The organism is Streptomyces verrucosisporus, assembly GCF_017114865.1.
Taxonomy (GTDB): domain Bacteria; phylum Actinomycetota; class Actinomycetes; order Streptomycetales; family Streptomycetaceae; genus Streptomyces; species Streptomyces fenghuangensis.
On sequence record NZ_JADEYH010000019.1, the window covers coordinates 108,599 to 120,504 of the forward strand.

General features: G+C 74.6%; 12 protein-coding genes and 1 pseudogene. 7 read left to right on the plus strand and 6 right to left on the minus strand.

Annotation, left to right across the window (positions count from 1 at the left end):
• Window positions 1–34 precede the first annotated feature (34 nt).
• Window positions 35–673: an HAD-IA family hydrolase gene (locus tag IQ279_RS20000; protein ID WP_206350172.1), complete on the minus strand. Its 639-nt coding sequence runs from the start codon at window positions 671–673 to the stop codon at window positions 35–37.
• A gap of 226 nt (window positions 674–899) precedes the next feature.
• On the opposite strand from IQ279_RS20000, the gene IQ279_RS20005 reads away from it, so the two are divergent.
• On the plus strand, window positions 900–1,817 hold the full coding sequence (locus IQ279_RS20005) for a hypothetical protein (protein ID WP_372445188.1): 918 nt from the start codon (window positions 900–902) through the stop codon (window positions 1,815–1,817).
• Window positions 1,818–1,857: 40 nt separating this feature from the next.
• Here the strand turns inward: IQ279_RS20005 and IQ279_RS20010 are convergent, their stop codons facing one another.
• The gene (locus IQ279_RS20010) at window positions 1,858–2,538 is read right to left on the minus strand and encodes an enoyl-CoA hydratase-related protein (protein WP_206350173.1); all 681 of its coding nucleotides are present in this window, start codon (window positions 2,536–2,538) and stop codon (window positions 1,858–1,860) included.
• Window positions 2,539–2,807: 269 nt separating this feature from the next.
• Between IQ279_RS20010 and IQ279_RS20015 the strand changes: the two genes are divergently transcribed.
• Window positions 2,808–4,166 (plus strand): PP2C family protein-serine/threonine phosphatase, encoded by a 1,359-nt coding sequence (locus IQ279_RS20015; RefSeq protein ID WP_206350174.1) that lies wholly within the window; start codon window positions 2,808–2,810, stop codon window positions 4,164–4,166.
• 99 nt (window positions 4,167–4,265) lie between these two features.
• Window positions 4,266–4,604 (plus strand): hypothetical protein, encoded by a 339-nt coding sequence (locus IQ279_RS20020; protein ID WP_206350175.1) that lies wholly within the window; start codon window positions 4,266–4,268, stop codon window positions 4,602–4,604.
• Between the two features lie 68 nt (window positions 4,605–4,672).
• On the opposite strand, the gene IQ279_RS20025 is transcribed toward IQ279_RS20020, so the two are convergent.
• On the minus strand, window positions 4,673–5,341 hold the full coding sequence (locus IQ279_RS20025; RefSeq protein WP_206350176.1) for a lytic polysaccharide monooxygenase auxiliary activity family 9 protein: 669 nt from the start codon (window positions 5,339–5,341) through the stop codon (window positions 4,673–4,675).
• Window positions 5,342–5,539: 198 nt separating this feature from the next.
• Here IQ279_RS20025 and IQ279_RS20030 point away from each other — a divergent pair, with 198 nt between their 5' ends.
• Window positions 5,540–6,184 (plus strand): class I SAM-dependent methyltransferase, encoded by a 645-nt coding sequence (locus tag IQ279_RS20030; protein WP_206350177.1) that lies wholly within the window; start codon window positions 5,540–5,542, stop codon window positions 6,182–6,184.
• Window positions 6,185–6,298: 114 nt separating this feature from the next.
• On the opposite strand, the pseudogene IQ279_RS28850 reads toward IQ279_RS20030, so the two are convergent.
• Window positions 6,299–6,412 (minus strand): annotated as a pseudogene (locus tag IQ279_RS28850) (YciI family protein); the annotation flags it as partial.
• A gap of 144 nt (window positions 6,413–6,556) precedes the next feature.
• Entirely contained in the window at window positions 6,557–8,095 is a 1,539-nt protein-coding gene (locus IQ279_RS20040) for an AAA family ATPase (protein WP_206350178.1), read from the minus strand.
• A gap of 158 nt (window positions 8,096–8,253) precedes the next feature.
• Here IQ279_RS20040 and IQ279_RS20045 point away from each other — a divergent pair, with 158 nt between their 5' ends.
• The 3 genes from IQ279_RS20045 (at window position 8,254) to IQ279_RS20055 (ending at window position 10,842) form a co-directional block, all read left to right on the plus strand.
• A complete protein-coding gene (locus IQ279_RS20045) occupies window positions 8,254–8,703 on the plus strand; it encodes an archease (RefSeq protein WP_206350179.1) in 450 nt (149 codons plus the stop codon).
• 208 nt (window positions 8,704–8,911) lie between these two features.
• Window positions 8,912–9,358 carry a DUF2267 domain-containing protein gene (locus tag IQ279_RS20050; RefSeq protein ID WP_206350180.1) on the plus strand — a complete coding sequence of 149 codons (447 nt, stop codon included), beginning with the start codon at window positions 8,912–8,914 and terminating at the stop codon, window positions 9,356–9,358.
• Window positions 9,359–9,417: 59 nt separating this feature from the next.
• Window positions 9,418–10,842 (plus strand): RtcB family protein, encoded by a 1,425-nt coding sequence (locus IQ279_RS20055; RefSeq protein WP_307792445.1) that lies wholly within the window; start codon window positions 9,418–9,420, stop codon window positions 10,840–10,842.
• 256 nt (window positions 10,843–11,098) lie between these two features.
• Here IQ279_RS20055 and IQ279_RS20060 read toward each other — a convergent pair whose 3' ends face one another.
• Window positions 11,099–11,905: a DUF429 domain-containing protein gene (locus tag IQ279_RS20060; protein ID WP_307792446.1), complete on the minus strand. Its 807-nt coding sequence runs from the start codon at window positions 11,903–11,905 to the stop codon at window positions 11,099–11,101.
• Window position 11,906: the final 1 nt, after the last annotated feature.

The following is an 11,906-nucleotide window of genomic DNA, read 5'->3' on the forward strand; positions in this document are numbered from 1 at the left end:
GGATGAACGCGTCGGCCGCACGACGGGCCGGTGCTCAGGGGCGTGGAGCCTCGGTTACCGGGCCCACGTGGGCCGTGATCCGGGCGATGGTGCGGGCGTTGTCCTCGTGCAGGTGCCCGTGCATGCCGAACTCCCGCGCGGCCTCGACGTTCTCCGGGAGGTCGTCGACGAAGAGGCAGTCCTGCGGGCGCGCGCCCATGGCGGCGCACACCGCCTCGTAGGCGCGGGGGCCGGGCTTGAGGACGCCGATCCCGTGGGAGTGGACGATCCGCTCGACCAGTGCGCCGAAGCCGTACGCCGCCTCCTCCCGTTCGCGCGCTCCGGCGAAGCTGTTGCTGAGGATTCCGAGCCCGAGCCCCGGCCCGCAGCGCTTCCGCAGTCCGCGTACGCAGGCGATCAGCTCCTCGTTGGCCGTGCCCAGGTACTCGGCCCACAGGTCGGTCATGAAGGCGTCCACCGCCGCCTCGTCCAGGGCGATTTCGGCCGAGCCCCGGGCCCGCACCCCGGGCTCGTCGAGCTCTCCGGCCCTTCCGGCCCGCCAGACCTCCCCCAGGCGCCGGTTCACGGTGCCGGGCGACAGGCCGAGCCGTTGCTCCCAGGACCGCTGCCAGCCCGTCCTCGGGGTGATCTCCAGTACGCCGCCTATGTCGAGGATGACGCAGCGCGAATCCATGGGGCCTCCCTCTCCGTTCCGGTGCGCCGCCCGCTTCGGAGGGCCGGGATTCCGGCCCGGAGCTCGGGTGCCGGGGGTCGGGATCCGGGATTCGAGCGCCTTCTCCAAGGAATGGGTGGGAGGTCTCCTCCCACCCTCCCACCCTGCGGTTCTCCACTCTCAGCGACCGGGTCGCCACACACCGCGTCGGCGGTGTAGCGCCGACGTGCGCCCGTACGCCCCTCCGATGGCCGCTCCCGGCTACGGAAAGCGCTCCGCGCCCGGACAACTCCCCCGTAAGCGCGGCGACTTCGAACATCTGCCGCCCCGTGAGGCCTCGGTGGCCGCCCATATCGACCGACTGCCGGACGGCGCGGCGATCGACACCAAGACCCTCGCCCGCGAACTGCCCGCCTACGGGCAGCAGGCGGTGCGGTCCGCGCTGAACGCGCTGTCGCGGGCCGGGCATCTGCGGTGGGTGCGCGAGACCGTGGGCGAGGGCCGCACCCAGTGGGTGTACCGCACGTACTTCTCGCGGACGGCGCGGGACGACGCCTGGTGGGGGGCGTTCCTGCGGGAGGGCACGCCGCCCGGTGAGGCCCCGCCGGTTACAGAACGGGAGCCGGAGGCGGTCGAGGAGACCGGGGCCGTACGGCCGTCCCGGCGGGCGGAGGCTTACGAGGTGCTGGCCGCGCTCGGGCGGGCCGATCCGCGTATGACGCTCTCGGCCGCCGAGTGCGAAGCCCTGACCGGTCCGGCCGCCGCCTGGCTGGAGCGCGGGGCGAGCCCGGGGCAGCTCGTGCTGGCGCTGACGTCCGGGCTGCCGGAGACGGTGCACTGCCCGGGGGGCGCTGGCCCGGCGTCGGCTGGCCGACCGGCTGCCGCCCGCGTCCGCACCCGCACCCGTCCCCGCGCAGGGAACGGCGCCGCGCCGGATGATGGAGTGCACCGGGTGCGGGCGTCCCGGCCGTCCCGAGGCGCTGCCCGGCGGGCTGTGCCGAGGCTGCCGGGGGCTGCCGGAACCGGCGCCGGCCGGGCCGCCGGCCGCCGAGGTGCGCGCCCGGGTCGAGCGGCTGCGGGCGGGCCTGCGCGCCCCGGCCGCACGGGACAGGGGCGCGCGGGACCGGGACACACGGGACCGGGGCCCGGTCCGGTCTTCGGCTGAGCGGCCGGACGACCGCCCAGCCGATCGACCGGTCGCCCGCTCAGCCGCCCAGGCTGAGCGGGATCTCCTCGGCGCGCAGCTCCGCGACGGCCGGGCCGTACATCCGGGACTTGATGGTGCCCAGGGTGGGGCTCGCCTTGGCGGTCAGGGAGGCGGCGATCTCGATCGCGGTGGACCGGACGGCGTCCTCCTCCACCGCGCGGTCGACGATCCCGGCGGCCAGCGCGTCCTGCCCGCCGTAGCGGCGGGCGGTGGTCATGGACTCGTGGGCCGTCTGCGGGGTCAGCCGGGCCTGTATGAGGGCGGACATGCCGGGGGTGAAGGGGATGTGGATGTCGGCCTCGGGCAGGCACCAGAAGCCCCGGTCGGCGCGCATCACGCGGAAGTCGTGGGCCAGGGAGAGCATCGCACCGGCGGCGAAGGTGTGGCCCTGGAGGGCGGCCACGGTGATCAGCGGCAGGGTCAGCACCCGGGCGAAGAGGTCCTGGACGCTGGCGGCGTACTCGGCGGCCTTGCCGGTGTTGGCCAGCAGCCATTCGAGGTCGAGGCCGTTGGAGAAGAACTTGCCGGTCGCCGCGGTGACCAGGGCGCGCGGCCCCTCGGCCTTCTCCACCTCGTCGAGCAGGGCGCCTACGGAGGCGAGCCAGTCGGGGTGGAAGCGGTTCTCGCCGTCTCCGAGGTCGAGGACGAAGACGTCGCCTTGGCGGTCGAGCGCGGGCATGGCTGCTCCTTCGGGCGGGAGTGGAACCGGCCGCGTCCTCTCGTGGTCTTCCCGAACGAGAACCTACTGACCGGTAACGGCGATGGCCGCATGCTACCCAGCCGCTCCCCCGGCCACATCCCCGGCACCGGATCGCCGGATCTCACTCATCGGACAAAAGGGTCTTAGCATATGCCCTGTGGGGTGTCGCAGGAGAGGAAACATGTGCTCTCCCCCGGCGGGCGTCCGGGCCGGGTAGCGTGCCCGGTCCACAGCGACGAGGAGGCTTGATGGAGCAGGGCCAGGGGGCACAGTGGCACAGGCGGCGGTCCCGTGCCGACCCGCCCGCCGCCCCGCGGGCCGACCCCGGCCGGGAGGCCGAGGCCGCCGAGTTCACCGAGCAGATCCGGTCGCTGACCCGCGCCCAGCAGCGGCTGCAGAGCCTGCTCGACGCCGTGCTGGCCATCAGCAGCGAGCTGGAGCTGCCCGTGGTGCTGCGCCGTATCGTCACCACGGCGATGGAGCTGGTCGACGCCCGCTACGGCGCGCTCGGCGTACTGGACGACAGCGGCGAGAAACTGGAGCAGTTCATCCCCGTCGGGCTGAGCGACGAGGAGGAGGCCGCCCTCGCCGGTGTGGAGCTCCCCCGGGGCCACGGCCTGCTCGGACACCTGATCCACAACCCCGAACCACTGCGGGTCGAGCACATCGGAGCCCACCCCAACTCCTCGGGCTTCCCGCCCGGGCACCCGCCGATGCGCACCCTGCTCGGCGTGGCGATCGGCGTGCGGGGCGAGATCTACGGCGACCTGTACCTGACCGACCGGCGCGACGGCCTACCCTTCGACGCCCAGGACGAGAACATCGTCGTCGCGCTGGCGGGGGCGGCGGGCGTGGCGATCGAGAACGCCCGCCTGTTCGAGCAGGTCCGCTCCGGCGCCGAGAACTTCCAGCGCCTGCTGCTGCCCCGGCTCCCCGACCTCCACCCGTTCAGCGGATCGGCCGTCTACCGGCCCGCGACGGCCCCCGGGCAGCTCGGCGGCGACTGGTACGACGTCATCCTGCTGCCCGACCAGTCCTGCGCGGCCGTCATCGGGGACGTCGTCGGGCACGACCTGAAGGCCGCGGCCTCCATGGCCCAGACCCGCAACATGCTCCGCGCGCTGCTGTACGACCGGCGCACCCCGCCGAGCCTGGTCCTCTCCCAGCTCGACCGCACCCTCCACGCGATCACCGAGAGCTCCGTCACCACCGCCTGCCTGGCCCGCATCGAGCCGGAGGGGGACGGCTGGTGCCTGCACTGGAGCAGCGCGGGCCATCTGCCTCCGCTGGTGATCACACCGGGCCGCGAGACGGTCTATCTGCACGCCGACCCCGGCGTGCCGCTCGGGGTGGACATCCGGCAGCCCCGCCCCGACCACACCCACCCGCTGCCGGACGGAAGCACGGTGGTCCTCTTCACGGACGGGCTGGTGGAGCACCCGAGCCGTCCCCTGGACGTGTGCATGGACGAGCTCGCCGAGGTGGCCGCCGCCCACGCCGGCGAGCCGCCGGACAAGCTGTGCCAGATCCTTGCCGACAACCACACCAGCGACGGCCACGACGACCTGGCCGTCCTCGTCCTGCGCACTCCCGGCCCGCAGGCCTGATCCCCGCCGCTGCCTTCGCACCGGATAGGTTGACCCTGCTGATCATGCGCCCGGCCGCGGCGGACGCGGGGACGGGTGCGTCCGGATGGGGGGGAGACCGTGATCGAGACCGCCGTGAGCGTGTTCCAGCTGCTGTTCGGCCTGCTGTTCCTGGGGGTGGGATGGGACGGCCTGCGCAGACCGGGCGAAGCCTCCCCGTCGGCACGGGGCCGTCCGGAATGGGTGGTGCGGTGCCGTGCCGGAGGCTTCGCACTGATGGGGCTGGGCCTGGCCGTGGAAGCCGGGCTGGAGCTGCTGGGGCGTCCGGAGGTTCCGGCGGTGGATGCCGTGCGCGCGGCCGGCGCGGTCCTCGTGATCTGTTCCCTCGCGGCGTCGGGCGTGCTGTGGATGCGGGAGCGCGCCGGCGGCCGGCCGCGATCGGAAGGCGGTTCGCCGTAGAGGACGGCGGGCGGCCCAGACCCATGAGGGCCGGACCGCCCGCCGCCCGTGCGGCGAAGGGCTTCGGATCAGCCGAAGTCCACGTCGCCGCAGATGTAGTAGACCTGGTCGGCGTGCGAGGCCTTCCAGATCGTGTAGACGATGTGGTGCCCGCTGCGGCCGGGGGCGCTGACGTCCACCCTGATGTCCGAGGCGGGGGCGTACCTGCCGGTCGTCTCGATCAGCTCCAGGTCACCCCAGCCCAGCCGCTCGGTGGTGGGGTCGAAGCCCTGGCGGGTGACGTAGATCTGCAGGTAGTCGGCGCCGTGCCGGGCCTGGTCGCGCAGGTGCACGGTGAAGTCGCGGCCGACGCTCGCCTTCTTCCACTGGCCGGGGACGTCCATCGCGCGGTAGCGGCCGTCGCTGGTGTGCCCGGCGCTGCACAGCTGGCCGTCGGGGACGAACGCCCGGTGGTTGCCGCCGACGTTGTCGCGGTAGAGGCCGTTCCAGTTCCACATGGCGTTGGTGTCGGTCTGCCACGCCTGCCAGCACATCGGGTCTTCCTGCTGCATGGCCGGGTTCTGGAAGTCGCTGCCCCAGCGCAGCCAGCAGCCGTAGTTGCGGGAGGCGGGGTCGATGACCGAGCCGTGGGCGGAGGCCGTTCCGGCCCACGGGAGCATTCCGAGCAGCACGGCGGCCAGCACGGCGAGGAGGCGGGCCGTCCAGCGGCCACCCAAGACGCGCTCATGACAATTCATCACGGACACTTCGCTTTCACACTGTGAGGGGATGTGGGGGCACGGCATGGGAGCGCTCCCATGCCGTCATTCGTGCGTTCCCCCACGGCAACCGGACCGAAACACATTCGACAGTAATTCGACAGAAATCCACTTCCGGACCGCCGGACGCGGCCACTCGCGCCGTGGCATCGTCGGCGCCGTGGCATCGTCGGCGCCGTGCCCTTCGACCACAACGACCACTACCACCGGCTGCTGCTGCGGCAGGTGCCGCCCGGCTGCCGTACCGCCCTCGACGTCGGCTGCGGGACCGGACGCTTCGCACGGCTGCTCGCGGAGCGGGGGGTCGAGGCGGACGGGATCGACGCGTCGGCCGAGATGACCGGGGCCGCCCGGGCGGCATCGGCCGGCCTGCCGCCGCAGCACCGGCCGGACTTCCGCCACATGGACGCCACCCGCGCCGAACTGCCGCCCGAACACTACGACTTCGTCTCCTGTCTGGCCGCCCTCCATCACATGCCGTTCGGCACCGTCGCCGCGCTGCGGGACGCGCTGGCGCCAGGCGGCGTCCTGGCCGTGCTGGGCTGCTACCGGGAGGCTTCCCCGGCCGACCGGGCCTGGAGCCTGGCCGCCGTACCCGTCAACGCGGCCGCCCGGATCGCGGTCGCCGTACGGGAGGCGGCCCTCCCGCGCGGCGGCCGCGACACCGGCCCCCCGTCCGCCGGAGCACCGGTGAGGCGGCCGGAGGCGACGCTGGAGGAGATACGGCGGGAGGCGGCCGTACTGCTGCCCGGCTCGACCCTGCGCAGGCTGCTGTTCTGGCGGTACCTGCTGGTCTTCCGCAAGCCCGGCGCTGACGGCTGACCCGCCCGGCCGGCGCCCCGGCCCGCGCGGGCGCACCCGCCCCGGGGCGACCGTCGTGATCGCGTACCTGGCCACCCCGGCCGTCACGAACGGGTCCCGTGCGGCGATCTCCTCCACCGCGGCCCGGTCGACGCCGCGCGCCGGTATCGCGCCCCCGTGCCCGGCGGGCACCGTCCGACCGGACAGCAGGAGGACGCCCTCCCGGTGGTGGCGCTCCGGGAAGTCCACATGGGCGGCGACATGCTGCTCCGCCCGCTTGGGCGCGCCCGTGTCGTGTACCCCGGCACCGGCGGATGCGGCATCCGTTCCCCCACCCGCGCGGACCGACGTGTCCGGCCGGCCGCCCCTGCGGCGGCCGGCCGGTCCGCCGTCCTAAGAGTCGCCGGAAGCGCCCCCTTGCCTCCCCCCGTACAGCCGGTCGAGGCCGACGAGCAGCACCTCACCGTCCGCCTCCGCCGCGCGCAGGGCGGGGGTGAAGCCCGCGCCGGAGTAGCAGGCGGGGCGGGTGCGCGCGGTGTCCTCACCGTGGGCTGCGAGATGGGCGATCAGCCGGCGCAGCCGCTCCAGGTGGGTCACGTCCAGCACCTCGTCCCAGCGGGCCAGCCCGACCGACAGCAGCGCGCCGGGGCGCTCCCCGGCCGGCCCCCGCACCACCACCTCGGCGGCGGGCACGGCGTCCGGCGGCGGGTGGGCCGGGGATCCGTGCAGCGCCGTGGCGGGCGCCTCGCCGAAGACCCCGGGGCCGGCGTACCGCACCGCCCAGTCCCGGCACACCTGGGCGAAGTGCGGCGCCGCCACCCGTGTCCCGAATGCGGGGCGCACCCGGCGCCACAGCGCGGCGGGGTCCTCCCGCTCCGCCGACGGGCGCCGCGGCCGGACGACCGCGTACTCGAAGGCGAGCAGCGGCTCGGCGATCCGCAGCCGGGTGACGTTCGGGCGCAGTGCGTCCGGGTCGGCGCCCAGCAGACCGCTCTCGTGCAGCATCTCCAGGCAGTGGGAGACGTCGGGCAACTGGACGTCCAGGTACTCGGCGATCTCACCGGGCGTGGAGTGTCCCGAGGCGACGGCCGCGAGCGCGGACTGGCACCGGGCACGGTCGAGGTGGTCGGTCTCCTCCAGCAGCAGCAGCCGCGCCTCGCGGTACAGGGGCGTGCCCGGGTCCAGGGCCGTCCGGCACACCCAGTCGTCGAACCCGTCCGGCCCGCCGGGGGTATCGCCGCGGACGTGGTCGTACCGGTAGGCGGGGGTTCCACCCACCACGGCGTGCACCAGGAACGCCAGGCGGGGGTCGTCCAGGCCCCACATGCGCGCGGCCTGCCGGAAGTCCGGCGGGCGCACCTCCATCTCCAGGTCCGCCAGCCCGTGCAGTGGTGAGGGGCCGCTGAACAGCCTGCGCATCACCGGCAGGTCGCTGCCGCACAGCAGCAGCCGGGGCCGGGCCCCGCCGTCCTCCCCACCCGCCCCGGCCGCCGCGCTCCGGCGGCGCAGGGCGGAGCAGATCACGGACGGCAGCGACGGGCTCTGCCGCACCAGGCGGGGGAACTCGTCGACCACGACCGGCAGCGGCCGGCCCTCCCCCAGGCCCAGCAGGGCGTCCACGGCCGCCTCCCAGTCGCGCGGGCGGTCTCGCACGGGCGCGCCCGCGAACTCGGCGAACTCGGCGATCCGCTCGCCCAGCATGCGCAGGGACTCCGACCGCACCGCCTCCTGCGCGCCGAACCAGAAGCCGCCGGCGGCCTCGGTGAGCGCCCGCAGCAGATGCGTCTTGCCCTGCCGCAGGCGTCCCGAGACGACACCGAGGCCGGGGCCTGGGCGGGGGTCGGAGGCGAAGGCGGTGAGCGCCTCCCACTCGGCGTCGCGGCCGAGGACCGTATCCGGCTTGGCGTACCGGAGGGCGTCGGTGCGGGACACGGGCCGCTCCCATCGGTCGATGGCGCTCCTCCCTCCCATTACACCTCCGGCCGCCGGCCGCCGCGACGCGCGTACGTCCGCCCGCGGGGCGAGGATGGGGACGACGGGGCCGGACTGGCACCGGGAAGCCGGGGCAGGGAGCCGAGGAGGGCGGATCCATGGCGCGACCGGAGGACTCCGCGCGGCACGGCGAACCGCGCGGCGGGCACCGCTCCGTTCCGCACACCGCCGACCTGCGGGTGGAGGCGTGGGCCCCGACCCGCGAGGAGTGCCTGGCGCACGCGGTGCGCGGCGTCTGCGAGTCGTTCGTGGACCTGTCGGGGGCCGTCGGCCGGCGCCGCAGGGACGTCGAGGTGCGGGCGGAGACGGACGAGGACCTGCTGGTGGCCCTGCTGGACGAGGTGGTGTACCGGCTCGACGCCGACGGCGAGGTGCCGGTGGACGCGGAACCGGCCGCCGTGCCCGGCGGGATGCGGGCCGTACCGCACATGGCCGACGTCGGCACGCTCGCCGGGACGGGCGCGGCGCCCAAGGCCGTCACGCTGCATGGGCTGAGCTTCGGCCGCGGCGGGCACGGCTGGGAGTGCTCGGTGACGCTCGACGTCTGAGCGGACCGCCAGGCGGGGCGGGGCTCCGGGCGGGGCGGGTGGTCCGGGCCGGGCGGGGCCGGTGCTCCGAGCGGGTGACCGCAGGAGCCCGCCGCAATACCATGGACCCAGGACAGGGACGAAGCGGTCATACCCGCCCACCGGTTCCGTACGGCGTCCCGCGGCGCCCGCACGGCGCCACGACCTCTTTCTCCGAGGGGGAAGATCCATGTCCGCCACGCACGCGGCCGAATTCGAGCACGTCATCCACACCGCGAACATCTGGCTGAAGGCGGTTTCCGAAGCCCTGGGAACCCGGGACCGGCACCTGGCCAACCGCGTCCTGCGCACCTGGCTGCACACCCTCCGCGACCGGCTCACCGTCGACGCCGCCGCCCACTTCGCCGCCCAGCTCCCCGAACTGCTGCGCGGCGTCTACTACGACGGCTGGGTCCCGAGCTCCGCGCCGGTCAAGTACGACCGCGAGGCCTATGTGAACCGCTTCGCCCAGGAGGCCCTGGTGAGCACCGAAGCCGTCCCCCGGATCGTCCCGGCGGTCACCGAGGCCGTGCGCGGCCACCTGTCGCCCGGCCAGCTGGAGCGCGCGCTCGACCAGCTCCCGCACGACGTCCGCGCCGTCCTCGAACCCGCGCCGGTCCCGGCCCCCGCCGGCTGAACGCACGCCGGTGCGCGCCAGCGCGGGGCCCGGCCACCGGAACGAGCCCGGAGGGGACCGTGGACATCACCCTGACCGAGGAGAGCCCGTTCCGCTTCCGCATCGAGCGGCGGGGCGCGATGCGCGTGCCGGGCACCGTGTTCGCCACGCGCGACCTGCTGCCCGAGGCGGCGGGCGACCAGGCGCTGGAGCAGGTGGCCAACGTGGCCACCCTCCCCGGCATCGTCCGCGCCTCCTTCGCCATGCCCGACGTCCACTGGGGATACGGCTTCCCGATCGGCGGGGTGGCCGCCACCGACATCGACGACGCCGGCGTGGTCTCGCCCGGCGGCGTGGGCTTCGACATCTCCTGCGGGGTGCGCCTGCTGGCCGCCGGCATCGACCGCGAAGGACTGGAGCCCCGCCTGCGGGAACTGATGGACATCCTCGGCGACACCGTCCCGCGCGGCACCGGACCCGGCGGGCTGTGGAGCCTCTCCGGGCGCCCGCAGATGGACGAACTGCTGGCCCGGGGCGCCCGGTACGCCGTCGAGCGGGGCCACGGCGTACCGCGCGACCTGGCCTTCTGCGAGGACTACGGCGCCCTGGAGGACGCCGACCCGTCCCAGGTGGGGGCGCGGGCCGTGGAGCGCGGCCTCCGGCAGGTCGGCAGCCTGGGCTCGGGCAACCACTTCCTGGAGGTGCAGGCCGTGGAGCGGGTCCACGACGAGAAGGCCGCCGCCGCCTTCGGACTGCGCCCCGGCGGGGTGTGCGTGATGATCCACTGCGGCTCCCGGGGCCTGGGCCACCAGGTGTGCACCGACCACGTCCGCGTCATGGACCGCTCGCTGCGCCGCTTCGGCATCTCCCTGCCGGACCGGCAGCTCGCCTGCGCTCCGGTCGTCTCCCCCGAGGGGCGGGCGTACCTGGGGGCCATGGCCGCCGCCGCCAACTACGGGCGCGCCAACCGCCAGCTGCTCACCGAGGCCGTGCGCCGCGCCTTCACCTCGGCGGCGGGGGTGGAGGTGGACCTGGTCTACGACGTCTCCCACAACATGGCGAAGACCGAGACCCACGAGGTGGACGGCGAACCGCGCCGCCTGTGCGTCCACCGCAAGGGCGCCACCCGCGCCCTGCCGCCCGGCCACCCGGACCTGCCCGGGGAGCTCTCCGGTGCCGGGCAGCCGGTGCTGATCCCCGGCACCATGGGCACCGCCTCCTACGTCCTGGTCGGCGAGAGGGGCAACGACGCCTTCCACTCCACCTGCCACGGCGCCGGCCGGGTCTGGAGCCGCCACCAGGCGCTGCGCCGGGTCCGCGGCGAGGAACTGCGCGGCCGTCTGGAGGCCGGCGGTGTCACCGTCCGCCCGTCCTCCTGGCGCGGCCTGGCCGAGGAGACCCCGGAGGCCTACAAGGACGTCGACGCCGTCGCCGCCGCCACCGAGGGCGCGGGCCTGGCCCACCTGGTCGCCCGCCTGGTACCGCTGGGCGTCGTCAAGGGCTGAGGGGGACGCCCGGCTCCGGGGCCGCCCGGCCGGTGGGGCATGGACCGGTGAGCGGTGACGACCTGGGCCGGTGGGCGCCCGGCCGCCCGAAGGAGATCGCCGGGGTGTTCGCGGGACCGGAGAGCTTGGTGGCACGGCCGAAAACGAGGATCCCCATGGCCACGCCCGGTTCCACGTGGTCCCATGGTGTCGACAAGCCTCCCGGGATCCCGGTGCCCGGGCGGCGTGGTGGAACAGCGGCCGGATCGGTGAGGGGTCAGAGAACCACTCCGTCCCGCACAGCGGTGAGCGGAAGGTCCCGTCGAGGGAGGTGTATCCAGCCCTCGACCCCGGCCATGGACTGCTCCTCCTCGGTGGCCGGCACATGGGTCATCCCACACGCTGCGGCCCGCGCGACGACCGCCGAGATCAGGGCGTCCAGATCATGGTCACTGGCCACACACCGGCCACGAACCCGGTCGGACAGGTCCAGGCCCAGGCCGGCCTCAAGACCGGCAAGAATCCGGGCCCGCGCGGCCGTGGCACCCTTGCCCTTGTAGGTCCCCTCCGGAGTGAGTCCCCACTGGATCAGCGCGAACGCCGGGTAGACCTCGACGACCGGGCCCGAACCGTCACGCGGTATCGCCGGACCGCCCTCGGCCAGCCGAGCCAGCAGACCGGCCGCACGGATGGCGACGACACCGAGCTTGTCGGCCGACACCGACAGCGGACGCCGTTTGCCTGCCCCGGTGCGCTTCCATGCCACGTCATCGGTCAGCCGATGAGTAAAGGTGTTGCCGAGTCCGGGACGACCGTCGGCGCACGTCGCGTGGTCGGCGAGCGCCGGCAGCTCGGCGCCGGCCCGGTGCGCGACGAGCAGGGAGATGAAGGCAACCGGCCAGCCCAGGGGCGAGTCCAGTCCCGTCTTGTCCGCGGACCGCATCGCTTCCAACAGATCGTCGTCGAGCTTCGCGGGAAGCAGTTCGACCACAGGCCGCCGACCCCACATCACGCGGCACATGCCCGTGGTCCCGGTGCGCCCGGCCAGATCGACCCCCACCGTCACCATGGCGTCACCCTCCACT